The sequence below is a fragment of the Bradyrhizobium sp. Rc3b genome (assembly GCF_900114915.1).
In the GTDB taxonomy this organism is placed as follows: Bacteria; Pseudomonadota; Alphaproteobacteria; order Rhizobiales; family Xanthobacteraceae; genus Bradyrhizobium.
Genome location: NZ_FOUS01000003.1, coordinates 123,733 through 149,209 on the forward strand (window position 1 = coordinate 123,733; position 25,477 = coordinate 149,209).

Consider the following 25,477-nt stretch of genomic DNA (forward strand, 5'->3'; position numbering starts at 1 on the left):
CGGCACTATAGCGCGCTGGCCGGCCTATTCCACGGAGACTCGCACCACGCCGGCGCTCATCATCCCGAGCGCGCGGGCGGCCGGCACCGAGAGGTCGACGATACGGCCGCGGATGAACGGGCCGCGATCGTTGACGCGACATTGGATCGTGCGGCTGCCATAGGAGACCCTCAGCACGCTGCCGAACGGGCGCGTCCGGTGCGCGCAGGTGAGCTCGCCGCCTTTGCCGGCTTTTGCGTAGCCGTAATAGGAGGCGAGCCCGCTTTCGGCATATGCAACAGAAAATGGTGAAAACGAAAAAATGGCCAGACAGAGGAATAGCGTGGTTTGCGCTTGCACGGCACCGCTCCAGATTGGCCACACCCGGCGCTGCAAACGTCGCTTTGTTCCCTAAGGTTCCCAACTCACGGCGCGCAAGGAGCGACCGCGCCATCACACATTGTTACTTTCCGGAAAGAGCGGCGCGTACGGTGATCTCGCGCAGCATCGTCGCCGGCTTAGCGACATCACGCCGCAATCGTGCGCGCAAACCTGTGACGCGTTTGCGCGCAGACCATGCTCAAAGCCAAAGCGCGACGGCTCACCAATATCGGCGATAATAGTGCCGGTGATAGACCCGGTACGGCCGGTAGCCGTAGCCATAGCCGTAATACGGACGATAGGGCCGATAATAGCGCGGATACACCGGCGCGTAGCCGTAGCCGCCGTAATAGGCGGGGGCATAACCGTAGCCGTAACCCGGATAGCCATAGCCGCCATAATACGGTCCGCCGCCGTAATAGCCGTAGCCGTAAGGCGCGCCGGCCGCGATCGCGCCGCCGATGATCGCGCCGGCCGCGAGACCGCCAAGGCCCCAACCCCACCCGCCGCCGCGCCAATGCACTTGCGCGACATCGTCACCGACCGCGGCCTTCATGGTCGCGACGTTGGTCGGCAGCGGGGCCGCTGCCGCCGGTTGAATTTGACCGGCGATGACCACGCCGGCGACCGAACAGGCAATTGCCGTTTTCCAGATCCTCATCGACTTGCTCCCTGTCTAACGTCTTGCTTGGAAAAGGATCGCAGCGACATGATCGGGCATCTTTGCGCCAAGTCAAAGCCCGGATTTTCCAAGCCCGTATTTGCGTGCGGCGCACAAGCCTCGTCCAAGCCTCGCTGCGAGCCGGCTGCCGGCATGCGAGGCGAGCCGACGCGCCCGCTCTGCCCGACGTGACACCGGTGCGATGCCGGAGCCCCGCGGCCAAGGCAGAGCATTAAGCTTCTCGCCCGCGCAACCAACAACCTACTTCACGATTGACTATTCGTACCGCTACTATCGGTTCCAATGGCGCGAGGCTTCTCGCGACAAATAGCCTCGGCCTGCGCCGGGTGTGAGTGGGAGGAATGACATGAGTGCCGCGAGACCCGAGCCGCTTGCCCGTCAGGCGCTGGCGTTCGTCCTGGCTGGCGGACGTGGCAGCCGGCTCCTGGAGCTGACCGACCGCCGCGCCAAGCCAGCCGTCTATTTCGGCGGCAAGTCCCGCATCATCGATTTCGCGCTGTCGAATGCCGTCAATTCGGGCATCCGCCGCATCGCGGTCGCAACCCAGTACAAGGCGCACAGCCTGATCCGGCATCTTCAGATGGGTTGGAACTTCTTCCGCCCGGAGCGAAACGAGAGCTTCGACATCCTCCCCGCGAGCCAGCGCGTCTCCGAGAACATGTGGTATGTCGGCACGGCGGATGCGGTCTACCAGAACATCGACATCATCGAATCCCACGCCTGCCGCTTCATCGTGGTGCTGGCCGGCGACCACATCTATAAAATGGATTACGAGGTGATGCTGCGCCAGCACGTCGACAGCGGCGCCGACGTCACCGTCGGTTGCCTGGAGATGCCGCGGACGGAATCCTCGGGCTTCGGCATCATGCATATCGACGAGAACGGCTGGATTCAGGAGTTCCTGGAGAAGCCGAAGGATCCGCCGCCGATGCCGGGCAAGCCGGACGTCTCGCTCGCCAGCATGGGCATCTACGTGTTCGACGCCAAGTTCCTGTTCGAGGAGCTCAAGCGCGACGCCGATGATCCGAACTCGAACCACGATTTCGGCAAGGACATCATTCCCTACCTCGTCAAGAACGGCCGCGCGATGGCGCACCAATATTCCACCTCCTGCGTGCGTTCCGGCAGCGACCCCCGCGCCTATTGGCGCGACGTCGGCACGGTCGATGCCTATTGGGCCGCCAATATCGACCTCACCGACGTCGTGCCCGAGCTCGACCTGTTCGACAGCTCCTGGCCGATCTGGTCCTATGCCGAGATCACGCCGCCGGCGAAATTCGTCCATGACGAGGAGAGCCGGCGCGGCCAGGCCGTGAGCTCGCTGGTCTCGGGCGGCTGCATCATCTCCGGCGCCTCGCTGCGCCGGTCGCTGCTGTTCACCGGCGTGCGCATCAACTCCTATGCCAATGTCGAGAACGCCGTGATCATGCCCTATGTCAATGTCGGCCGCGGCGCGCGGCTGAAGAACGTCGTGATCGACCGCGGCGTCGAGATTCCGGAAGGACTCGTGATCGGCGAGGATCCCGCATTCGATGCCAAGCGCTTCCGCACCACCGAGCAGGGGATTTCGCTCGTCACCCAGCCGATGATCGACAGGCTCAATACATGAGGCCTGTTCGCGTCCTCGCGGTCGCTTCTGAAGTCTATCCCATCGTCAAGACCGGCGGCCTCGCGGATGTCGCCGGCGCGCTGCCGATCGCGCTGAAGGCGCATGGCGTCGAGATGCGCACCTTGATGCCGGGCTATCCCGACGTGATGCGGCTCGTATCGAACGCAGAGGAGATCCGGAGCTGGCCGGATTATTTCGGCGGGCCGGGCCGGCTGCTCGCGGGCTCCCATGACGGGCTCGACCTGTTCGTGCTCGACGTGCCGCATCTCTATGCGCGGCCGGGCAATCCCTATGTCACCACCGAAGGCGTCGACTGGCCGGACAATGGCGTGCGCTTCGCGGCGCTGTCGCGCATCGCCGCCGATATCGGCCACGGACTCGTCCCCGCCTTCGTTCCCGATGTCGTGCACGCCCATGACTGGCAGGCCGGGCTCGCGCCGGCCTATCTGCATTATGACAATCGCCCGCGGCCCGGCACCGTGATGACCATCCACAACATGGCCTATCAGGGCAAGTTCGCTCCTGAGCTAATCGGTGCGATCGGCCTGCCCTGGCACGCGTTCAACGTCAACGAGATCGAATATTTCGGCGGCATCAGCTTCTTGAAGGCGGGCCTGCAATTCGCCGATCGCATCACGACGGTGTCGCCGACCTACGCACAGGAGATCCAGAGCGACGAAGGCGGCATGGGGTTCGGTGGCCTGCTGCGCGCACGCGCGAACGTGCTGAGCGGCATCCTCAACGGCATCGACATCTCGGTGTGGAATCCGCAGGACGATGCGCACATCGCCTACCGCTACGGCGCCGAGGACCTGACCTTCCGGGCCGCGAACAAGGCGGTGCTGCAGCAGCAGTTCAATCTCGATTCCTCCGACGAGGCGCCGCTGCTCGGCGTCATCAGCCGGCTGTCGTGGCAGAAGGGGCTCGATCTGCTGCTCGAGGCCATTCCGACCATTCTGGCCGAAGGCATGCAGCTCGCGCTGCTCGGCAGCGGCGACCGCGATCTCCAGGATCGCTATCAGGCCGCTGCCCGCGCCAATCCCGGCCGGATCGGCGTCGTGATCGGCTATGACGAGATTTTGGCGCACCTGCTCCAGGCCGGATCGGACGCGCTGATCGTGCCGTCACGCTTCGAGCCGTGCGGCCTGACCCAGCTCTGCGCGCTGCGCTATGGCGCCGTTCCGATCGTCTCACGCGTCGGCGGGCTCGAGGACACCATCGTCGACATCAGCGAAGCCGACGCCGCCGACCGCGATGCCACCGGTTTCAAGTTCGCACCCGTGACGGCGGCCGCCCTCGCCGGCACGCTGCGCAAGGCCAACACCGCCTTCCACGACAAGCAGACCTGGCGCCGGCTGCAACGAAACGGCCTTGCGACCGACGTCTCCTGGCGCAACCGCACCGGCGACTATGCCGCGCTGTATCGCGGGCTCATGACGGAGCGTGCCTGAGGCGATGACCATCGTCGAATCCATGCTATAGAGCCGGCATGGACCCGTTCGTGATCAAGCTGATCGGCTTTGCCGCCGCCACCTGCACCACCGTGGCCTATGCGCCGCAAGCCATCAAGGTGTGGAAGACGCGCTCCACCGGAGACATCTCGCTCGGCATGTTTCTTGTGATGGTGCTCGGCCTCGCGCTCTGGCTGATCTATGGCTTGCTCTCGGGCGATGCGCCGCTGGTCGCCGCCAACGCCATCACCATGCTGCTCGCCGGCGGCATTTTGTTCATGAAACTGAAATACGGGTGAGGTCGCGGGATGCGTAGGGCGGATTAGCCCCCGGCTGCGCGAAGCGCAGTCCGCGGGCGTAATCCGCCACCTTGCCGCACGACGGCGGATTACGCTTCGCTAATCCGCCCTACGGAATCAACCGAATACATACGACGCCATCGCCACACTCGCGACCTCGTCGACGAAGACGCGCTTGCCGATATCGCTGCCGGCGGCGCCGGCAGCCACCATCAGCGGCAGCAGATGATCCTCGCGCGGATGCGCGAGGCGCGCGCTCGGTGCGTTCTCCCAGTCGACCAGCATCGCGTTGCGGCGAGCCGGATCCGGGTTGCTGATCGCCTCGTTCAGATAGGCCTCGAAGTCATACGAGACCGGCTTGGACTCCGGCCGGTTGAAGCCACGCATATTGTGATAGGTCAGCCCGCTGCCGACGATCAGGATGCCTTCATCGCGGAGCGGGGCAATCGCCTCGCCGACCTTGACGTGCTCGGCCGCATCGTAAGCAGACTTCAGCGACAGCAGCACGATCGGCATGTCGGCGTTCGGATACATCAGGCCGAGCGGCACGAAGGTGCCGTGATCAAAACCCTGGTTGGGATCTTCCCGGCATTCGAGGCCCGCGCGCGTGAGCAGCGCCTTCACCTCGGTCGCAAGTTCGGGCCGGCCCGGCGCCGGATATTTGAGATGATAGGTATGCTCGGGGAAACCGTAATAGTCGTACACCATCGGCGGATGCGCCGAGGTCGAGACGGTGAAGGCATCGGCCTCCCAATGGCCGGTGATGACGAGCACGGCCTTCGGCCTCTCCGGCAGAAGCTGCGGCAACCGGCCGAACTCTTCGGCGGTTCTGGCATATTGCACCCGCCTGTCCTCCATGAACGGCCAGGGGCCGCCGCCGTGCGACAGGAACAGGGTCGGAAATCGCGTCATGGGGCTCGTCTCATCGGCACTCTGCGCGTGCCCGCGCGTCCGGCAACGAGCATAGGCAAACCGGCATGGTTAGCAAGTCGTTAACGATTTGCCGCCCAAAATCCCCGGCGTGGCCGAAGCAGTCGGCCTGAAGACAAGTGAGACGTGAGATGAAGAAGTTTGCGCTGGGGGATGTCGTCAACAGTGACAAGGGCCGCCGCGGCATCGTTCGCGCCGCCTTCAAGTCGCGGGACGGCCAGCAGTTCTACGCCGTCGAGAAGGACGGCGCGATGGACTATCTGGAGGAAGGCCGGCTGACGCCGGCGCCCCGCGTCGAGCTCGCGGCTTAAGTCCAACCATTTTTATCGGCGCTAGCGCGCGAGCCGGTCGAGACGCTCCGCCAAGGGATCGTCGCCGCTCGCGATGCGATCGTTCGTGATCAGCAGCAGGCGATCGCTCCCTGCGGCTGCGTCCCAATGCGGCAGACCGGGACCGTTGGGATCGCCGCTTCTGGCGAAGTTGATCCAATAGGACCGCATGCGGCTTGCGACCTCGCGATCGGCTCGCGAGAAGATGCCCGCTCCCGGCACGCCTTCTGCACCGAAGATGAACTGCAACTCGCGCCCGTGCCCAGCCCCAGGATTGGCGCGCCGCGCCTCGGGCACGTAAGCGAAGCGATAGCGAAAGGTCGCCGCGCCGCTTGCGGCATGCAGGCGCGCCAGCAGCCTTGCGGGCTCGGAAAAAACTTTGTCGGTGTAAAATCTTGCCGCAAGATCCGAAGGCTTGGCGAGAGAAGGCCTGTCGAGAGAAGGCTTGGCGAGATCGGGATAGAGCTTGCGCAGTTCATCGCTTGTGAGGCCTGACGCTGCAAGCTCCTCCCTGGTATCGAACTCGCCGTCGAAACCCGTCTCGTCGTCGTTCGAGCCGATCATCAGAGGAATGCGGCTTTGATGTCCGGCCGCAAAGCCGGCAGCGATATCCTCGGTCACCAGACTTCCATCCATCATTGGCGCGAAGGCATACCGCGATTGCTCCAGCAGACGGCTTTCGGCGGCAAGCAGGCGGCGCGGTTCGGCGGCGCGCAAATCCGCCTGCGGTCCGAGCGCCGCCACGAACTGCCGGCCGGTCGCATGCGCGTCCTGCACCGAGCGCAGAGGCGCGCGACCGGGCACCGATTGCAGAATGGCCTTCTGGAACAAATCGCGCGACTGCGCGGACAGCATCAGAAGCGCGATCGATGTCGCGCCCGCGTCGCTGCCAAACAAGGTGACGTTGTGCGGATCACCGCCGAAGGCCGCGATGTTGTCATGAACCCAACGCAGCGCGGCGATCTGGTCCATCAGGCCGTAATTGCCGGAGCCGCCGTCCGCCAACGCGGGATCAGCGAGCCAGCCGAGCGCGCCGAGGCGATAATTTGCGGTGACCACGATGAGGCCGGCCTGCGCCAGCCTGGCTCCGTCGAACAGCCGCTCATTCGCGGTGCCGCCGATGAAGCCGCCGCCATGGATGAACATCATCACCGGCAGCGGGCCGTCGACCCCGAAGGGACGAAACACGTTCAGCGTCAGGCAATCCTCGCTCGCATCAGGCAAGGACGGCTGAAGGCACGGCGCGCCGTAATCGTAGGCGGTGTGCATCTCCGAACTTTCGGGCGTCGGCTGCGGCGGGCGCCAGCGCAGCGCGCCGACCGGCGGCGTGGCGTAGGCCAGTCCCTTGAACGAGGCCACCTCGCCTTCGACGGCGCCGAGCATCTGTCCTTCACGCGTCAGCGCGAATGGAAATTGTCCGACCGGCTGCGCCACGGCCGGGCCGGCGCAACACAGGACAATGGAGGCCGCAAGAAGCGCGAGCAGGGATCGCATCTTCGGTGCATCTCGATGCGCGGAACGGTTTCCTGCAGGTTACGTCCGCCGCCGTCGGCGGGGCAAGCCTGGCGGCTCGTACTAACCGCGCTTTGCGAGAATCTCCGCCAGCGCGTGCCGCGCGACGATGCCGAGTTCGCCGAGCGTGGCGTGCCCGGCCCGCGCGGCTTCGATCAGGCGCTCGGCGATGAACCTGCGGCTGTCGTGATCGCCGCCATGCGGCAATTGCCGGCACGTCTGCTCCAGGACGACGTCCATGTTCGCTTTGGTCCGCTCACTCAACTCTGTCATGACGCCCGGCCGGTACGCGTGGCTTGTAACCGCAAGCATACAGAGGCGGATCGGGCATGATTAGCCCGGGTAATCACGGCCATTGTGCATCGCGGTGCGTGTAGTGCCGCAACATTCACGCGGCCACGATGACGCCGCAAACGCCTACCCAAGATTGCACATGCCGTGATGACAAGCCGTGCATGTGGCGATAGCCTTGCCGGCAAAACAAAACATACGGGAGGATGCCATGCCTGACGCGATGGTTGCCACACGTGCCTCCGATGAGCGCGGAACCGCTCAGCAGGTCGATGTCGCCGTGGTCGGCGCCGGCTTTGCCGGCCTCTATCTGCTTCATCGCCTGCGCAAGGCCGGCTTTAGGGCGGTCGGGCTCGAAGAGGCCGGCGACGTCGGCGGCACCTGGTACTGGAACCGCTATCCGGGCGCGCGCTGCGACATCCAGACCATCGACTACAGCTACACCTTCGATCCCGAGCTCGAGACGGCCTGGACCTGGTCGGAGAAATACGCGACCCAGCCCGAAATCCTGCGCTATCTCGGCTTCGTCGCCGACCGCTACGACCTCAGGGGCGACATCCGCTTCAGCACCAAGGTCACCGAAGCCAAATGGGACGAGAAGGCCGAGCGCTGGCAGCTGACCACCGACAATGGCCCACCGGTCTCCTGCCGCCATTACATCATGGCCACCGGCTGCCTCTCGGCGCCGAAGCCGCCGGAGATCGACGGCGTCAAGGATTTCAAGGGCGAGGTCTATTTCACCGGACGCTGGCCGCATGGCGGCGTCAATCTCGCAGGAAAACGCGTCGCCGTGATCGGCACCGGCTCGTCGGCGATCCAGTCGATCCCGCTGATCGCCGAGCAGGCCGCGCATCTGACCGTGTTCCAACGCACGCCGAACTTCGCACTGCCTGCGCATAATGGCCCGGCCCCATCGGACCGCATGAGCCTTTTGCAGGGCGATCGCGCCGCCTATCGTGAGCAGGCGCGCCAGTCGATGGCGGGCGTGCCCTATCCGCAGCAGATGGCAGTGAGCTGGCAGCTCAGCGATGCCGAGCGCCGCGCGCGCTTCGAGGAAGCCTGGGGCAAGGGCGATCTGGTCTATATTCTGACCCAGCTCTGGGCGGACCAGGCCGTCGATGTCGACGGCAACAAGCTGATCTGCGATCTCATCCGCGAGAAGATCTCGGCGGCCGTGAAGGATCCCGAAACCGCCGCGGCGCTGATGCCGCACGACCATCCGTTCGGCGCCAAGCGTCCCTGCCTCGATACCAACTACTACGCCACCTACAACCGGCCGAACGTCACGCTGGTCAATCTGCGGCAGGAGCCGATCAAGGCGATCACGGCAAGTTGCATCTCCACGAACGGCCGCAGCTTCGACGTCGACGTCATCGTGTTCGCGACCGGCTTCGACGCCATGACCGGCGCGATCCGCGCCGTGCATCCGATCACCGGGCGCGGCGGCAAGTCGCTGACCGATGTCTGGGCGCAGGGGCCGCAGACCTATCTCGGGCTCACGGTCGAAGGCTTTCCCAACTTCTTCATGATCACCGGGCCGGGCAGCCCGTCGGTGCTGTCGAACATGGCGGTGTCGATCGAGCAGCATGTCGACTGGGTGGTCGACCGACTGGCCGCATTGCGTGATGCCGGCTTCACCACGATCGAGCCGACCGAGACGGCGCAGGCCGGCTGGAACAGGCACATGGCCGACTGTTCGATGCTGACGCTGCATCGGCTCGCCAACACCTGGTACACGGGCGCCAACGTCCCCGGCAAGGTGCAGGGCCTGATGCCCTATACCGGCGGCGTTGGCCCCTATCGCAGCATCTGCGATGAGGTGGTCAGCCGCGGCATGCTCGGCTTCAGGCTCACCGGCCCTGGCGGCACGGAGCAATGCAATGACGGCGAGGTGGTGCGGCTGCAGCCCGACGTGCGGCTGGTGATGAACCTGCTCGCGTCGCTGAATCTGCCGCCGATCGAGTCGATGGGCGCGATCGGCGCACGCGAGTTCGTGAACGAGTTCAACAAGGGCCGGCCCGCCGGACGGCCGGTCGGCGAGATCGTCGACGGCACCCTGCCCGTCACGGGCGGTGCGCTGCCCTACCGCGTCTACAAGCCGGCGACGCCGGGACCGCATCCGGTCGTGGTCTATTTCCACGGCGGCGGCTGGGTGCTCGGCGACGAGCAGTCGGACGAGCCGTTCTGCCGCGACATGGTGCGGCGGACCGGCATGACGTTCGTCAGCGTCGGCTATCGCCACGCCCCCGAGCATCGCTTCCCGACCGCTGCCGAAGATGGCTATGCGGCCACGCGCTGGATCGCCGAACACGCCACTGAACTCGGCGGCAAGCCGGGCCCGGTAATGGTGGCGGGCTGGAGCGCCGGCGGCAACATCGCCGCCGTCACCTGCCAGCTCGCGCGCGACCGCGGCGGGCCGGAGATCGCTGGCCAGCTCCTGATCTGCCCGGCCACTGACTGCACCTTCGATCGCCCGTCCTATAACGACAATGCGACCGGCTACTTCCTGACGCGATCGCTGATGTACTGGTTCTGGGACCTCTACTGCTCGCCGGCGGACCGCACCGATCCGCGCGCCTCGCCGCTCCGCGGCAAGGTCGAAAGGTTGCCGCCTGCTTTCGTGGCGACCTGCGAGTTCGATCCCTTGCGCGACGAAGGCATCGCTTATGCCGAAGCGATGGCGGCCGCAGGCGTCCCGGTCGAGCAGCTCAGGGCGAACGGCCATTTCCACTCGTCCTTCACCATGGTCGATGTGGTGATCACGGGCGTGCCGGGCCGCGTGCAAATGGCGGAAGCCTTGCGACGCTTCGCCGGGCTGCCGCCGGAGATCAGCCGCGGTGACGAGGACAATCACGGCAACGCCAGCCCAGGGCACAAAATCGCGGCGGCCGCGAGTTGAGCGGAAACGGAGCGGCCGGGAACCTTTTCCCCGCTGCCCCGTTAAGTGCGTGTGGCATTGAGATGCAGCGACAGGTATGGGCCCCGGCACGCAAATCTGCGTGCTGGGGTGTTTTTTGCGTGAGGTGGGACGATGGGGGACGTGGTTGCGGCTTCAAAGGTCGATTTCGATGCGCTGGCGGCCCTGCATAAATGGCCATCGCTGGCAAACCAGCGCCGGCCGGACCGGGAATCATACCCGATAAGGGAAGGCACGCTCGACGAGTGCATCTCGGCGTTCATGGGGAAGCCGGCGGCGACCCGGCATCTCTATGAGATCCGGACAGCGGCGCAGCCGCCGCTCGTGACCGGCATCCTCTCGCCCGAACACGTTATCGAACTCTCGCGCTGGAGAGAATTTCTCTGACGGCGCTTCACATGCAGGCGCGTTAGGAACCTTCTGCCGGTTTTTCCCGTTGGTGGAAATCGGAAGTCAAGCCGCGAGTGCCTCACATGCTTGAAGCTGGCGTACCACCCCCGGTCGTGCCCTATGGCGCAGACCAGACCCTGTTCGTGGTGATCGATCGCCTCGACCAGGCGACGGAGATTCGCATCGAACGAAGCGATCTCGAAGCCACGATCGGCGAGCTCGTCGCCGGCTGCTTCAACGACCCCATCAAGGTGATTTCGTTCAACACGCTCGAACATTGGATGAAGGACATCTCGACCGATGTCGCCGGCGCGATAAAGGCACGCTGCGACATCTATGGCATAGAGCTACCCGACTATCTCAGCGACTTCATCGATAGCCATAGCATGAATGCGGGAGTTATGCGCGCCGATATTTGCCGGCGATGACTTCGATTTCGCGACGGCGCTCGTCGGCGAAGGCCTGGAGCTTTTCGATCGTCAGCGTATCCGTGATCCGTTTGGCGAGTCGCTCGGCGCGCGCGGCTTGATCTTCGAGATATCGGATCGTGTTCAAGCGCCCGCCTCCCCAACAGCCCCAAATTGTTCGGACAGACATGGTGCTTGAGAAGCCGCTAACACCCGGTTAAGCGCGGCGGGCCGAACGCGATGTCTCGAACTCATTGCACGACGTCGAGCCGGACATTGGTGATGCCCCTGTCGACCATGCCGAGCGCCTCGGCTGCGGAAGGCGAGACGTCGACGACGCGTCCGCGGATATAGGGCCCGCGATCGTTGACCCTGACGGTCACGAAGCGGCCGGAGGAAACGTCGGTGACGCGCAGCTTGGTGCCGAATGGCAGGGTCGGATGGGCCGCGGTCAATTCGTTCTTGTCGAACTTCTCGCCGCTCGCAGTCTCCGTATCCGAATAGAAGCTGGCAACGCCGTGCGAAGCCGCTTGCTTTGCATCGCCATTGGGAATGCGCACCCGGCTGATCGGCCTTGGATGCAGCGCCGCCACCCGGTGCGGCCGCTCGATCGCGGCCTGCCGGCCGGTGCCCCCGAGATCGGCCTTCTGGCGGCCGACAGGCGATTGCGCGCAGGCGGCGAGCGAGGCGGCCCCGACGATGGCCAGCAGCAGCCGGCTCGCGGTTGCCAGTGAAATCGGGGCAGTTTCGGCACGTGCAATGCAAGACATGATGCGCCCTCCGAACTGCCCGGAGTTTCGGTGGGCAATGAGGGCAGAACCTTGTCGGAACAAAAGCGGGCGTGGGGCCGCCGCCGTTTCGCGTCAGCTGTGACGATTCCACCACACCTGCATGTCCTGAATCGGGACGGCGACCGCCCCAGAAGGGCCCTTCCCGTTCAGGCCGGAGGCGGGATCGCGCGCAACACGTCCCGGAAGACGCCGAACTGCAATCGAAACGCTTGCGAGCTGTAGTCCTGATAGTAACCCGCAGTCACTGCGACGACGAGATCGAGTTCCGGGACGATGCGGATCGACTGCCCGCCGCGGCCAAGCGCGCCGATCCAGTTGATCTTGCGGTCATTGAGGCGCGTTTGGCCGCGCCACCACAGATATCCGTAGGTTTGAGAGTCCGTCGCCTTGATCTTCTCTGCCGTCGAAGCCTCGATCCACGCCTTGGAGACGATCTGGCGGCCGTTCCAGCGACCGCCCGCAAGCACGAGCTGGCCGATCTTGGCCATGTCGCGCGGTCGCAAGCGCAATCCTCCTCCGGCATCGGTATCCCCCCTGTACCGGCCCCACGCCGTGCCGGTGATACCCAGAGGCTCGAACAAATTCTCGCGCGCGAATTCATCGAGAGGACGTCCCGTCGCCTTGCGGATGATGGCCGACACAAGCGTGAGCGCGCCGGTGTTGTAGAAGAACTCCTGCCCCGCCGCGGCGGTCACGGGAAGACCGAGAACGTAACGACACGGATCCCACGCCATATGCATGCGCGTCTCGTCATTGTCATCGTCTCCCGTCGCGGGCGTCGCCTCGACCCACTTCAGGCCCATCGACATGGTGAGCACGTGCACCAGCCGGATGCGGTCCTTTTCGGGAGAACGCAAGTCGGACAGCTCGGGGAAGAAGCTGAAGATCGGCTCGTCGACGCCGCGTATCAGCCCGCGATCGATCGCAATCCCGACGACGAGCGATGCAACGCTCTTCGAAACAGACTTCATGTTGTGCAACGTATCGGCATCGAAGGCGATGGTTTCCACACGGCGGCCGTAGATGTAGCCGGGTATCTCGTCGGCGCCCTTGAAGTAACGCTCGAACGCCAGCTTGCCGTCGCGGGCGACCAGCACCGCATGGATATTGGCATCGCTCGTGGCGAGCCGGTCGGCCATCCCGCACAGCGCCTCGCGATTGACGAGACTGTCGCCAGCGACGGAGCCGCCCGGCCAGCCGTCGCCCCGTTCGGGCGGAACATCGCAGCCGTCGGCTGCGTTCGCGCAGACCGCGGAGAGCGGCGCCAGTGCGGCGCCGCCGAGAAGCGAAATGAACTGGCGCCGCCTCATGCGAGCCTCATCCCTGTTGCGGCGCGGAGCCAGCTTCGGCGCCGGCGTATCGGGGCTGCGCGTTCTCTCTGAGGATGCGCGCGAACTCACGCCAATAGAGCCTTCGCCAGTTCGTCTTCAAGCTGGCGAGAAAATCGAGCTCTCTTTGCGTCAGCGTGCACATTGCGCCTTCAGGCCACAAGGCCCCCCATCGGCTTGACGTCGGCGCTGCCGGGGAAAACCGCATCCGCCAGCACCTTCTCCTCGACGCGCAAATGATCCCTGAGCAGGCCCTTGAGCACGGCGCGCAGATCGGTGGTCGGCTTGAGGTCGCGATCCTCGAACAGTTGCGCCGGCTTCAGCCCCGGCCAGTCCGCGATCACCCGGCCGCCGGCGAGCCCGCCGCCGATCAGGAATGCGACCGTGCCGGTGCCGTGATCGGTGCCTTGCGTGCCGTTGATGCGCGCGGTGCGCCCGAACTCGGTGACCACGGCGACGACGGTCTCGCCCCAGGCCTCGCCCATGTTGCTCTCGATCGCGGCGAAGGCACCGTCGAGCGCGCCCAGCAGATTGTAGAGCTGGCCCGAGGCCGCGCCTTCGGCGATGTGCGTATCCCATCCGACGAAGCCCATGGCGCCGACGCGCGGACCGTCGGGCTTGGCGAGATACCGCGCGGCGGTGCCGGCGGCGTCGGCGAAGTAGGCGCGCACGCGCGCGATGCCCGGCGGCGCCAGGGTCGGATCGTCCGACATGACGTCGCCCGCGCTGGGTGCCCCGCTGAGCGAAGCGAGCTTCATGCGCGCCTGCAGCACGGTCGCGAGCTTCGGGTCGGTGTGCTGGTAGAGATCGAGCAGGCGGCTCTGCGTGTCCTCGCTCGCCGGGAGCAATTTCTGCGGCACCCATGTCATGACCGGCGCCGAGCCGCGCACCACCAGCGGCGTCACCGAGCCGATGCCGAGCGCGCGGCTGCCGCGTGGATCGACGCGGCCGCCCGATTCCAGCGCGAGCAGCGCGCGGTTGAGCCATCCCGAACTGGTCATCCCCGGCTTGACGAGCCCGCTCTCCAGCACGTCCTGGCCATCGAAATGCGAGCGCTCGCGATAGGGCGTCGCAACTGCATGGACGATCGCGGCCTTGCCGCTCTTGTAGAGCCGGTGCAAATTCGGCATCGCCGGATTGAGCGCGAAGAAGGCATCGAGCGGCAGCGCCGGCGGCTTGCCGTCCAGCACCAGCGCGCGATCGCCGCGCAACGAGATCCAGTCGGGATCGCCGACCGGCGCGACGGCGCCGAGGCCGTCGAGCGCACCGCGCAGCACGATGACGAGCAGGCGCGGATCGCGCCCCTCCGCGCGCGCGATCCTGGGCATCTGGCTCCATGCGAACAGCGCCCCGGAGCCGACCAGAAGCTCCCGCCGCGTGGGCAGGTGATCGACGAAGCCCATGCTCACCTCCTCTGAAAATCCGCCGACATGAACAGCAGCGCCAGTGCCTGCTGCCGGCTCTCGGCGCGGCCGACCGCCTGCTTCACCTCGGGGGCGATTTGCGATGCAAGGACGTCCTCGATGATGGCTTGCGGATCGGCCATGCCGGTGATGCGTTCGGCGAAATTGTTGGCGACGTCGAGCCGCCGGCCGACGCCGTCGATCCAGCTCGCTTCATCGTCCGGATAACCCTTGGGCGCGGGCGGACGCCACAGCGGCTCGCCGAGCAGCTGCTGGCCACCGGTGTAGAGGACGGGATCGACCTGCGTGATGCCGGTCGCACGCACCATGCCGACGACCCATTCGCCGGGACGCTTGAGCTTTGACGGCGGCGCACGCCACGCCTCGTCCGACGACACCATCAGGGTCGCGACCTGCTTGAGATCGCCCTCGGTGTCGCGAAAAACCTTCGCCATCTGTTCGACCAGCGCCGGCGGCGGCTCGTCGGCGACGAAGTGCCGCGCGAGCTTGGTCGCGACATGGGTCGCGGTGGCCGGATGCGCGGCGAGATCGCGCAGCACGGCGCGGCCCTGCTCGACATCTTCCTGCTCATAGCGCTTGCCGAGCACGGTCTGTCCGCCGGGCTCGTGCAGCCGGGGATTGAAGGTGAACTCGCCGCCATGCTGGGGATCTGCGCCCGGCGGCACCAGCGTCCAGCCGGTCATCACGTTGGCGAAGCTGATGACGTCGTCCTGGGTGTAGCCGGAGCGCACGCCGAGCGTATGCAGCTCCATGATCTCGCGGGCAAAGTTCTCGTTGAGGCCGCTGCTGCGGTTGATGCCCGCGGTCGAATTCGCCCCCATCGAACCGAGATTGTCGAGATAGAACAGCATCGCCGGATGGCCTTCGACGGCCAGCAGGAGATCGACGAACCGGCCAAGCGCATTGGCGCGAACCGCCTCGCGTTCATAGGCACCGGACATGCTCTGGATCCGGTTGGCCGAGATGCAGAAATGATTTGACCAGAACCAGACCAGCCGCTCGGCAAAGCCGATATCGGCTGCAAGCGCTGCCTCCGTGCGCAGCTTGGCTTCCTGCAAATACATCGGACGTCCGGGATCAGGAATAGCGTCGGCGGCTTGCTTCGCCGCCATCTCGGCGGCGTCCTTTTCCTGGCCCGCTTGCCCCTGCGTCTGCAATTGCGGCTGAGCCTGGTCGTCAGCTGCGGTGGGTGCCGACGCCATCTGCTGCTTCTTGGCCTGCTGCTGCGCTTGCTTGGCGCGGGCCGTGCGCCGCGCATTGGCATCGGCCACGGTGCGATAGGCTTTCGCACTGGAGGGCAGGCTGGCCGCCGCGGCGAGCACGAGCGGCCGGTCGAGCTCGGCAATCAGCGCGGCGCGCGGGTCGCTTCCCAGCGCGGCAATCGAGCCCGGCCGCGGCCCCATCCCGAAGCGATGGAGCGCCAGCACGGCTTCGGCCTTTGCGGAATTGCTCATGGCGAATGCCCAATTCTACGAGCCCGCCCGACGGCATCGCTCGAGGCTACGAATTGTAGTGCTACATATCGTAGCATTCGCGGGACTGACAGACAAGCGGAGATTGAAACACCTCCATCAAGACATCGGGAGCGGCCGGCGGCCCTAGAAATTCGGCCCGAGCGCGATCTTCGTGATGGTGTCGTTCCTGACGCCGATGCGCCATTCCGCCGAGCCGTTGGCGAACTGGGCGATGTAGATGTCGCTGTCGAGCGCGGTGACGCCGCGGAAGGAGACCGCACGCAACGCACCGAGCCGCGCCAGGATCGCCTGGTCGAACGGCAACTGCTGACGTGTGATGTCGGCCACTTCCGAGGTCATGTGCTCGTAGTCCGGCTGTCCTCTGCCGACGCCCTCGATATAGCGGCGCAGCATCGCCTCGCCATTGGCGATCGGAACGGCGCGGCGCGCGGCGCGACCGGGATGCGCGCCGATATTCGAGGCTTCGACATTGTGGAAGCGGGTCTGCCGGCCCGGCATCAGGATCTCCAGACACCGTCCCGATTTGTCGGCGATCATCCAGGGATTATTTACGGTGGTGGTGGTGAACCAGGTCATGTTGGGCCTGACGATCTGCGCCTTGCGATTGCCGTCCGCGTCCAGCTTGAACACCTGGATGTCGTCGGCCATCTCGTTGTAGAGCATGATCCTGATCGGCGAGGTGCCGGCGCGGCCGCGAACGCTCGCCTCCTCCGCGCAAGGCACGATGCCGCCGAGCTCCTCATTGCCGTCGGCCCGGAATAGCACGTCGCCGGCCTTACCGTCCGGCTCGATCATCAGGCGAAATTCCGCCGTGCCGTTCTCGAACTTCGCGCCATAGATGTCGTAGCCGCCGGGGCCGACGCCGCGGAAGAAGATCGATTGCACCGCGCCGAGCGACACGAACGTCGTTTGCGACTCGCTGAGCTGCCGGTGAACCTTGGCCGCCAGCGGCGCACTCATCCGATCGTAGTTGGGCGTACCGCGGCGAAGATCCTCGATGCCGCGCAAGATCATCTCCTTGCCGCCGGGCGCCGGGACCTGCTCCCTGAATCGGTCAGGCACTTCCGCAAGGCGGCGCGCGAAATCCGCCTCGATCGCCTGAGCCACCGCCGCATCGATCCGGGGCGCCAGGCGGGCGCCAAAGACCGAATTGTGCACCAGCACGCGCGAGACCTTTGATTGCTCGTCACGCAGGAAGATCAGGAGATTCTCGCCACGGATTGAGAAGATGTCGGCACCTTCGGCGAGGAGCGTCGCCGGGCCCAGCACGGTTTCCTGCACCCGGAGCCGATCACCGTCACGCCGCACCGTCAGCACGCGGTTTGGCGCAATCCTGTACCAACCGACATACGGGTCGAGCGATACGGGCTCGGCTACCGCCGCCGGCATCTCGGCGACACGAACCGCACGAATGTCGCGGCCGTTCATGCGCAGCGTCAGCTCGGACGAGCGGCGCTCCGCATCAGCTGAGAACGTAATCTCGCCGGACGAAGCCGCATAGGACGCCGTGCCGTCATTGCCGACCGTGAGGCGCAGCTTGCGCTGGCCCGTGAGCTGGCCGTAAAGCTCGTCGCCCTCGCGGAAGACGGCAAACACCGAGGTCGGACCCATGGCGTAGAAATTGACGAACGGGCGGTAATGCTGGACGGGCACCTCGCCGATATCCGCGGCCACGGGCGCCGCGTCCGGCGTGCGATAGGCGATCATGCCGGCGGACACGATCACCACGGGGACGATCGCAGCCGCGATCCACAGCCGCTTGCGCCAGCTGACGGCGACGGGCATCGCGGCAGCCGCGATGATGCGCTCGACACGGGCGCGAACGGTCGAGGCCCGCGCCATCGCGAGCTCGACCGGGCGCGGCTTCACGGTGCTGGCGAAATCGAGCAGGATTTCCGCATAGGACAGCCGGTCGTCGATCACCTCGATCGCCTCGGCGTCGCTGATGATCTCGGCGAGCTCGGCAAGCCGCGCCAGCTGCCACCACGAGAACGGGCTGAACCAGAACACCGCGCGGTTGAACGACGCCAGCAGGAGGACGTAGAAATCGCGGTTGACGACATGCGCGCCTTCATGCGCGAGCACCGCAAGGCGCTTCTTCGCGTCCCAGCTGAAAAATTGCGGCGGCACCAGAATGGTCGAGCCGAAGGTGACGGGGCCGCCGACATCGCGGCTGACGCGCACGTCGGCGTCGATCATCTGCAGGCCCTTCATCGGCTTTGCCGCGCGCGCCAGACGCCAGGTCAGGCAGAGCCCGATCGCGAGCCGCAGCAGCAACAGGCCAGCGACGCCGGCATAGATCACGGTGGCAACGAGCCACCAATTGATCGAGAGCCCGCTTCTGGCCTGCGGCGCGATGGCAATGCCGGGCGCGACTGGCAGCGCGGGCTGCGGCGTCTCCAGCATCGAGATGTCGGCCGGCAGAAAATCATCCGGCACGGCGACCGGCAAAGGCAGCCGGGTGATCGTGAGCGTCGGCCAATGCATCACGAACGGCATCGCCAGCGATGCCAGCAGCACGACGACCCAGGCCGTCATGTGAACGTGCGGGTTGCGCACGCGAAACAGGTTGAGACCGAACCAGACGACGCCTCCCAGCACAAGGGAGCGCAGTGCCGCCTCCGCCAGAGTTGCGATCATTCTTTCTTCACTCCCCTCGCCTTCTTCGCCTTGGCCACCTGGTCGGCCAGCGTACGCAGTTGCTGCTGGTCGAGCATCTTGTTGTCCACCATGCCGACGAGGACCTCCTCGATCGAGCCGTTGCAGAACCAGTCGACGATGCGCTGCACTGCCTTGGCCGCAACCTTCGCGCGCGGCTCGGCGGCCTGGTAGACGTAGGTGCGGCCGTCCACGGTGTGATTAGCATAGCCCTTTTCTTCGAGCCGGCGCAGCACCGTGCGCACGGTTGATTCCTTCAGACGCCGCGACAAGCGCTCGCGCACGATTTCGGCCGTGACAGGACCATGGGCCCAAACCAATTGCATGACCTCGTGCTCGAGGTCGCCCAGTTCGGGCAAACGATCGTCCATGGCGACTTACCTTGCGGATTGAATTTTCTTGTAGCGCTACAGACTGTCGCATATGCGGCCGCGCGGCACAATGGCGATTCCACCTGGGATGGTGCCGGTGTGCTGACCTAGTTGCCGGTTCGTGATTTGAGGGAAGTCGAAATATGCGAGGTCGTCACGCCCGGGCTTGTCCCGGGCATCCACGTTCGTACCGCGCGTCAAGACGAGGATGGCCGGGACAAGCCCGGCCATGACGAGGCGGACACGTGACGCGCCTTAACCGCGCCGCTTGGCCGGGGATGGCGGCTTAGTAATGCGGCTCGTACATCTGCGACTGCACGAGCGCCTTGACGTCGTTGGGTGCGGGTCCGTCGGCGAGGCCGCGCTGATAGGCAACATCCGCCACCGCCGCGGCGATGCGGACCGAGACTTCGCGGATGCGCGGCAGGGCCGGATAGAGGCTGCCCTGCGCGAGATCCTCCTTGCCGACGCAATCGGCGAGCGTATGGGCCGCCGCCATGAACATCTCGTCGGTCACCAGCTTCGAGCCGCTGGCGATGACGCCGAGGCCGACGCCGGGGAAGATGTAGGAGTTGTTGCCCTGGCGCGGCACGAAGCTGCGGCCGTTGAGCGTCACGGGGTCATACGGGCTGCCGCAGGCGAACAGCGCGCGCCCTTCGGTGTAGCGATAGGCGTCTTCCGCCGAGCATTCGGCCTTCGAGGTCGGGTTGGAGAGCGCGAACACGATCGGCTGCTCGTTGAGTTCAGCCATCGCCTTGAGCACCTCGGGCGTGAAGGCGCCGCCAACCGCGGCAACCCCGATGATCGCGGTCGGCTTCAGCGTCTTGATCGCGGTGAGGAAGTCGGCGATCGGCGCTTGACCCGTATGCGCATAGCGCAGCTTGTGGCCGGAAAGGCCCTCACGGCCGCCGACGACGAGCCCGCGGGAATCCACCAGCCAGTTGCGCCGGAGTGCTTCGGCTTCCGAAGCCCCCTCCGCCATCATCGCGGAGACCACGAGATCGGCAATGCCGGTTGCCGCCTCGCCTGCGCCGAGGAACAGGATGCGCTGATCCTTCAGCTTGCCGCCGTTCACGCGTAGCGCCGAGAACAGGCCGGCGAGCGCGACCGCCGCAGTGCCCTGAATGTCGTCGTTGAAGACGCAGGCCTCGTCGCGATATTTGTGCAGCAGCTTGAACGCCGAATGATTGGCGAAATCCTCGAACTGGATCAGCACGCCCGGAAAGGTCTTTCGCGCGGCTTGCATGAATTCGTCGACGAAGCTGTCATAGGCCTCGCCCGTCAGCCGTCGCTCTCGCAGGCCGAGATAATAGGGATCGTTCAAGAGCTCTTCGTTGTTGGTGCCGACGTCGAGCACAATCGGCAGGCACGCTTCCGGATGCACGCCCGCGCAGGCCGAATAGAGCGAGAGCTTGCCGACCGGAATACCCATGCCGTTGGCACCGAGATCGCCCAGTCCCAAAATGCGCTCGCCGTCGGTGACGACGATCAGCTTGGCCGCATAGGGCCAGTTCTTCAGAATGTCCGCGATCTGACCGCGGTCGCGCGAGGAGATGAACATGCCGCGCGGCCGCTGGAAGATCAGGCCGAATTTCTGGCAGGCGAGCCCGACCGTCGGGGTGTAGATGATCGGCTGGATCTCGTCGATATTGTCGACGACGACGCGGAAGAACAGCGCCTCGTTGCGGTCATGCAGCGCGTTCAGCGCGACGTATTTTTCCAGATCGGTCGGCAGCGTTCGCAGATTGGTGAGGACGCGCTGAGCCTGCGTCTCCATCGTCAGCACGCAAGGCGGCAACAGGCCGCGCAGGCCCAGCGCCTCGCGCTCGGCTTCCGTGAAGGCGGTCCCCTTGTTGAGCAAGGGATCGCGCAGCAGTGTCATGCCTTGCGGCGGACTGGACGATGTCGGTTGGGCAACGACCCGGGCAGGTCTATTCACGAATTCCCCCAAGAAGCTTCATATTGAACCGCGGACATTGTCGGCCAGCGCTCCATTGAGATCAAGGACGTAGCGACGGAGGCATCGATTGTGATCTCGCACCGCAGCGAGACTCTCGCGAACGACAGGCAGTCGCACGCGAAAAGGTTAACGTCGCAAGGCTATTCCGGCTTGATATCGGCAGCCTTCACGATCGGCCACCATTTCTCGGTCTCGGCCTTCTGGAACGCCGCAAGCGCTGCGGGCGTCTGCTGCGCCGGGTGCGGAATCTCCTGCCCCAGTTCGGCAAAGCGCTGCTTAACGGCGGGCTCGGCGAGCACGGCGATGATGGCCGCGTTGAGCTTGGTGACGATGTCCTTCGGCGTGTTCTTCGGTGCCCAGATGCCGTGCCAGTAGGAGATGTAGAGACCCGGCAGGCCCGCTTCGTCGACGGTCGGCACATCGGGCGCAGACGCGAGCCGCGTCGGCGAAGTCACCGCGAAGGCCTTGATCGCGCCGCTCTTGACGTGCGGCAGCGAGTTCGAGGCCTGGTCGAACATGATGTCGATCTGCCCGGCGACGAGATCGATCATGGCGGGTCCTGCGCCGCGATAAGGCACGAACTGGAAGTCGGTGCCGGTCTTGTCCTTGAAGAAGACGCCGGCGACATGCGCGCCCGTGCCGGCCCCGGCCGTCCCGGCGGTGGCCTTGCCGGGGTTGGCCTTCAGCCAGGCGATCATCTCTTTCAGGCTGTTCGCCTCGAGCGACTTCCTGCCGACGATGAGCTGCGTTCCCATCGCGATCATTGCGACCGGCTCGAAATCGGCGACCACGTCATAGGGCAGCTTGAAGATCGCGCCGTTCAGCACATGGGTGCCCCAATGGCCGATGGTGATCGTGGTGCCGTCGGGTGTCGCGCGTGCAACGCGCGCGCCGGCGATGCTGCCGGATGCGCCCGCCACGTTCTCGACCACGATCGTAGTGTGCAGTTCGGCGGCGATTCGCTCGGACAGGATTCGCGCCAGCGTGTCGGTCGGGCCTCCCGCCGCGAACGGTACGATGAGGGTTATGGGGCGCGATGGCTGGGCGCTTGCCGGTGCGCACCACATCGCGCATCCAATCAACGCGCCAACGACGATCACGTGACCGCGCAACACGGCCCACAGCCCCCGCATCAGCCTCTCCCACCCCTTTTCGCCGCCCGCATGTCGGCAGCGGGCTGGAGGGCGAGTGAACGCTGCCGGGCGGGCCGAGGCAAGCGGTAAGTTGACCGCTATCCGGCGGCCCGCCGCGGCGTCAGATTGGCCGCACCATCTGCCGGCGGCACGACGTGCATCAGGATGGTCTGGGTGGCGGAAGCGACGTCGATACCGTTCTGCTGGAAGCGCAGCTTCATGCGGCGGTTGAATTCGCGCTGGACCGGCCAGCGCCCGGCCTCGGTGCAGCGGATCTGGCCGACGATCGACACCATCGCACCGTCGACCTTGTCGATGCCCCACAGATCGAGGTCGCCGCGGATCAGCGGGCGGAATTCCGGTTCGCGGCGCATCTCGTCGACGATGTCCTTGAGGATCTGGCCGGCGCGGTCGGTGTCTTCCTTGTAGGCGACGTTGACGCTGACCGAGGCGTTGCCGGCGCCGCGGCTGGCATTGGTGATGGTCGTGACCGCGCTGAACGGCACGATGTGCACGGCGCCGTCGCCGGCGCGCAGACGGATGGTGCGGATCGAGACGTTCTCGACCACGCCCGACAGCCCTGACACGCTGACATTGTCGCCGACCTGCACCGTGTTCTCCAGCAGCAAAAAGAGCCCGGTGATGAGATCCTGCACCAGCTTCTGCGAGCCGAAGCCGATCGCGATGCCGACGATGCCGGCGCCCGCGAGCAGCGGCGCGACATTGACGCCGATCTCGCTCAGCGCGGTGAGGCCGACGACGGTGGCGATCAGGCACAGCAGCGCCGTGCGCAGCATCGGCTGGAAGGTGCGCAACCGCGCGGCACGGGCGTAGTGCCCGTCCCGCGACAACGTGTTGATCTGGCGGTCCAGCAGCGCGTTGCTGGCTTCCCAGATCGCCGCCGCGATCAGGACGGCAAGGCCGATCGTCACCACGGCCGAGATCAGCCGGCTGCCGATCTGGCCGCCATAGAACCAGACGATGGCGTCCACGCCCCAGACCTCGAGCACGGCGACGAAGCCGATGAAGCCGATCACGCCGGAAACGATCTTGCGCAGCAGCGGCAGATAGCGGTTGGCGCGGATCTCGAGACCGGGAAAGCGGTGGAGGATCTCAGGCTTGATGCGGAAGCCGCGGTCGATCAGGCTGAGCGTCAGCATGATGGCGACGCGCGTGACCAGCGCCACAACGACCGTACCGACGAAATACTGCAAAAGCAGGGAATAGCCGTTGCGGATGTTGAGCGCCCACACCGCCCACAGCGCAAGATCGAGGGCGATGGCGAGATAATGCCAGCCGCCGGCGACGCGGTTGCGCAGGCGGGCCGCGATGCCCTGCCGCTCGGCCGGCGCACGGATGGCCTCGGCGACCTGCCGGCGGCATTGCAGGATGATGACGACGATGAAGAGGTGCACGACCAGCATCACCATGCGCAGCAGCGCCGCATAACCGGTACGATGCAGGCCGAGCAGCAGGGCCACATTGGCAAAGGCGATGCCGGAGACGCCGACGCCGACGATGCGGCGCGCCCAGATCTCGATATAGGCCGCGGTCTCGGCCCGGACCGGAAACAGCCCGAACGGTCCCGCCAGCGCCCGGATCACGCAGATGAGTCCGCGCGAGAAGGCATAGGCATTGACCACCGCGAGGATCACGAGGCGAACGGTCGTGGGCTCGCCGATCTCGGTGCCGAGCAGCGCGGTGGCGACGCCGACGAAGATGACCACCGGCAGCAGTTCGAGCACGAGACGTCCCAGCACGAAGGGCAGCCGCAACAGGACCTGCCACACGCGCGCGAGGCTGTGGCGTCGCTTGTTCAAGTCGGGCGCGGGCGTGACATCGGCCGTTGAGGACGGCGGGTCGGCAATGGGGATCACCTGTGCCGGCAGGTGCGCGGTTTGCGGCACGCGTCCTTCCAGGAACGCAACCGGGCGGCGGATCAAGCGAAAGATCACCCACTCGGCCGCAAGGGCGCAGCCGAGCACCAGCGCCAGCTTCCAGGCGATCTCGATCAGGAGATTGTAGGCGGCAGGATCGTTCGCAGTCCGCAGGAACCAGTAGTAGAAGGCCGGGAAGTGCGTGAGCGTCCGCGCCATGCTGGCGATCTCGCTCGAGATCGCGCCAATCTCCTCCGACACCGTGAGCAGGAGTTGCGCGCCAAGGCCGTCGGCGGAGAGCGGGATCGGCGACTTCTGCTCAGGCGCGGGCGGCGCAGGCTGCTGCTGACCGGACGCACTCGCGATCGCGCGCAGCGTATCGATCATCTGCGCGCGCTTCTTGTCGTCCTGGAGCGTCTCCAGCGCGCGCCTGGCTTCGTCGGGCGACAGTGCGGCAGCATTGTTGGTCGCCGGCCGAGGCGTTTCGGCGCGGACGCCGGAGAAAGAGGAGATCGCGAGGAAGAGAGCGGCGAGGACCGCCGGGGCAAGCTTATGCGACACGAGGATTCCCTGGAAAAAATGAATGAGCCGGCGGCGTCGGCACCGTCGCCGCCGAAGCACACGCGTCATGTCGGATCGCAGCTATTCGCCTCCGGCCTGTGTCGGAAGTTGGCCTTTGAGGCGACATTCTCTTGGCATTTGCCGCAATGCGAAGATCGGGGGAACCGCAACATCAGCGCGGGTCAATTGCCTGGCAATTGCGCTGCGGCCATGGTTCGAGACGCGCTCGGGCCAGCCGACGTGCCATGCAACACCCTCCGTCATTCCGGGAGTCGGCCCGGAATGACGGCAAGGAGGAAGGTGGAGGAGAAAAGCAGGATGTCAAAACCACCTGTCGCGGTCAGCCTCGTCTTGGCCATCCGGACACGGTCGATGTGATGCAAAATACAGCGCCGGGAAGGTAGGGGCTCTGCCTCACTGATGCAGCCCGCTAAACCTTGACCCGGCGTGCCGTTCGCGGTTTCCGCCGCTATGCGATAGTCCGAACGAGCTCCATCGCACTTAACGCGGCTGGATTTGCGGAGGTGGAGTCATAGACCTCCCCTTGCTCATGAGGTGGACGTTGCGCGTCGCTTATTGCGACCAGCGGAATGCTCCTCCTGTGCCACAAAACTGTCAAGCGAGATCAATGATGTGAAAGATCACATTTGAATGTGCCGGTTCCCCGGATGGGCATGGCGACATCATGTCCCTGTTTTGCCCGACGCGCCAACTCGATTTCG

22 protein-coding genes are annotated in these 25,477 nt (G+C 65.5%); 7 read left to right on the forward strand and 15 right to left on the reverse strand.

Translation table 11 applies throughout. The features are described 5' to 3' along the window. Positions 1-24: 24 nt before the first annotated feature. Entirely contained in the window at positions 25-339 is a 315-nt protein-coding gene (locus BM190_RS07420) for a septal ring lytic transglycosylase RlpA family protein (protein ID WP_092253266.1), read from the reverse strand. A 241-nt stretch (positions 340-580) separates the two neighbouring features. Next, on the reverse strand, positions 581-1,021 hold the full coding sequence (locus BM190_RS07425) for a hypothetical protein (RefSeq protein WP_092253268.1): 441 nt from the start codon (positions 1,019-1,021) through the stop codon (positions 581-583). A 367-nt stretch (positions 1,022-1,388) separates the two neighbouring features. Between BM190_RS07425 and glgC the strand changes: the two genes are divergently transcribed. The 3 genes from glgC to BM190_RS07440 are packed head-to-tail and all read left to right on the forward strand — an operon-like array spanning position 1,389 to position 4,401. Continuing rightward, positions 1,389-2,651 (forward strand): glucose-1-phosphate adenylyltransferase, encoded by a 1,263-nt coding sequence (gene glgC / locus BM190_RS07430; protein ID WP_018319764.1) that lies wholly within the window; start codon positions 1,389-1,391, stop codon positions 2,649-2,651. After that, positions 2,648-4,102, forward strand: coding sequence for a glycogen synthase GlgA (gene glgA / locus BM190_RS07435; protein WP_092253270.1), 1,455 nt, complete (start codon positions 2,648-2,650; stop codon positions 4,100-4,102). The genes glgC and glgA overlap by 4 nt, the downstream gene beginning before the upstream one ends. A 38-nt stretch (positions 4,103-4,140) precedes the next feature. Next, positions 4,141-4,401 (forward strand): SemiSWEET transporter, encoded by a 261-nt coding sequence (locus BM190_RS07440; RefSeq protein WP_028145410.1) that lies wholly within the window; start codon positions 4,141-4,143, stop codon positions 4,399-4,401. A gap of 117 nt (positions 4,402-4,518) precedes the next feature. Here BM190_RS07440 and BM190_RS07445 read toward each other — a convergent pair whose 3' ends face one another. Next, positions 4,519-5,313, reverse strand: a complete 795-nt coding sequence (locus tag BM190_RS07445; protein ID WP_092253272.1) for a DODA-type extradiol aromatic ring-opening family dioxygenase — start codon at positions 5,311-5,313, stop codon at positions 4,519-4,521. 149 nt (positions 5,314-5,462) lie between these two features. Here BM190_RS07445 and BM190_RS07450 point away from each other — a divergent pair, with 149 nt between their 5' ends. After that, the gene (locus BM190_RS07450; RefSeq protein WP_018319760.1) at positions 5,463-5,642 is read left to right on the forward strand and encodes a hypothetical protein; all 180 of its coding nucleotides are present in this window, start codon (positions 5,463-5,465) and stop codon (positions 5,640-5,642) included. Between the two features lie 21 nt (positions 5,643-5,663). Here the strand turns inward: BM190_RS07450 and BM190_RS07455 are convergent, their stop codons facing one another. Together BM190_RS07455 and BM190_RS07460 are read right to left on the reverse strand one after the other, a co-directional pair. After that, positions 5,664-7,154, reverse strand: coding sequence for a carboxylesterase/lipase family protein (locus BM190_RS07455; protein ID WP_092253274.1), 1,491 nt, complete (start codon positions 7,152-7,154; stop codon positions 5,664-5,666). Positions 7,155-7,235: 81 nt separating this feature from the next. After that, a complete protein-coding gene (locus BM190_RS07460) occupies positions 7,236-7,484 on the reverse strand; it encodes a hypothetical protein (RefSeq protein ID WP_092253276.1) in 249 nt (82 codons plus the stop codon). 190 nt (positions 7,485-7,674) lie between these two features. On the opposite strand from BM190_RS07460, the gene BM190_RS07465 reads away from it, so the two are divergent. The 3 genes from BM190_RS07465 (at position 7,675) to BM190_RS07475 (ending at position 11,198) form a co-directional block, all read left to right on the forward strand. Further along, complete coding sequence (locus BM190_RS07465; protein WP_092253278.1) at positions 7,675-10,362, forward strand: flavin-containing monooxygenase; 2,688 nt, start codon at positions 7,675-7,677, stop codon at positions 10,360-10,362. A gap of 132 nt (positions 10,363-10,494) precedes the next feature. Continuing rightward, the gene (locus BM190_RS07470) at positions 10,495-10,767 is read left to right on the forward strand and encodes a hypothetical protein (RefSeq protein ID WP_092253279.1); all 273 of its coding nucleotides are present in this window, start codon (positions 10,495-10,497) and stop codon (positions 10,765-10,767) included. 86 nt (positions 10,768-10,853) lie between these two features. After that, positions 10,854-11,198 carry a hypothetical protein gene (locus BM190_RS07475; RefSeq protein WP_091961321.1) on the forward strand — a complete coding sequence of 115 codons (345 nt, stop codon included), beginning with the start codon at positions 10,854-10,856 and terminating at the stop codon, positions 11,196-11,198. Here BM190_RS07475 and BM190_RS40310 read toward each other — a convergent pair. The 10 genes from BM190_RS40310 to BM190_RS07525 all read right to left on the reverse strand — a co-directional run bounded on the left by BM190_RS40310 (position 11,170) and on the right by BM190_RS07525 (position 24,755). Continuing rightward, on the reverse strand, positions 11,170-11,325 hold the full coding sequence (locus BM190_RS40310; RefSeq protein ID WP_177236955.1) for a hypothetical protein: 156 nt from the start codon (positions 11,323-11,325) through the stop codon (positions 11,170-11,172). The genes BM190_RS07475 and BM190_RS40310 overlap by 29 nt on opposite strands. A gap of 103 nt (positions 11,326-11,428) precedes the next feature. Next, positions 11,429-11,947, reverse strand: a complete 519-nt coding sequence (locus BM190_RS07480; protein ID WP_092253281.1) for a septal ring lytic transglycosylase RlpA family protein — start codon at positions 11,945-11,947, stop codon at positions 11,429-11,431. 167 nt (positions 11,948-12,114) lie between these two features. Then, complete coding sequence (locus BM190_RS07485) at positions 12,115-13,278, reverse strand: serine hydrolase domain-containing protein (protein WP_092253283.1); 1,164 nt, start codon at positions 13,276-13,278, stop codon at positions 12,115-12,117. Between the two features lie 170 nt (positions 13,279-13,448). Beyond that, positions 13,449-14,699, reverse strand: a complete 1,251-nt coding sequence (locus BM190_RS07490; protein WP_092253285.1) for a DUF1501 domain-containing protein — start codon at positions 14,697-14,699, stop codon at positions 13,449-13,451. Positions 14,700-14,701: 2 nt separating this feature from the next. Next, on the reverse strand, positions 14,702-16,174 hold the full coding sequence (locus tag BM190_RS07495) for a DUF1800 domain-containing protein (protein WP_092253287.1): 1,473 nt from the start codon (positions 16,172-16,174) through the stop codon (positions 14,702-14,704). A gap of 144 nt (positions 16,175-16,318) precedes the next feature. After that, the gene (locus BM190_RS07500; RefSeq protein WP_092253289.1) at positions 16,319-18,835 is read right to left on the reverse strand and encodes a M56 family metallopeptidase; all 2,517 of its coding nucleotides are present in this window, start codon (positions 18,833-18,835) and stop codon (positions 16,319-16,321) included. After that, complete coding sequence (locus tag BM190_RS07505) at positions 18,832-19,224, reverse strand: BlaI/MecI/CopY family transcriptional regulator (RefSeq protein ID WP_018319749.1); 393 nt, start codon at positions 19,222-19,224, stop codon at positions 18,832-18,834. The genes BM190_RS07500 and BM190_RS07505 overlap by 4 nt, the downstream gene beginning before the upstream one ends. 286 nt (positions 19,225-19,510) lie before the next feature. Next, a complete protein-coding gene (locus BM190_RS07515; RefSeq protein ID WP_283806119.1) occupies positions 19,511-21,163 on the reverse strand; it encodes an NAD-dependent malic enzyme in 1,653 nt (550 codons plus the stop codon). A 161-nt stretch (positions 21,164-21,324) separates the two neighbouring features. Next, entirely contained in the window at positions 21,325-22,317 is a 993-nt protein-coding gene (locus BM190_RS07520; RefSeq protein ID WP_092253295.1) for a Bug family tripartite tricarboxylate transporter substrate binding protein, read from the reverse strand. Positions 22,318-22,415: 98 nt separating this feature from the next. Next, positions 22,416-24,755 (reverse strand): mechanosensitive ion channel domain-containing protein, encoded by a 2,340-nt coding sequence (locus BM190_RS07525; protein WP_092253297.1) that lies wholly within the window; start codon positions 24,753-24,755, stop codon positions 22,416-22,418. Positions 24,756-25,477: the final 722 nt, after the last annotated feature.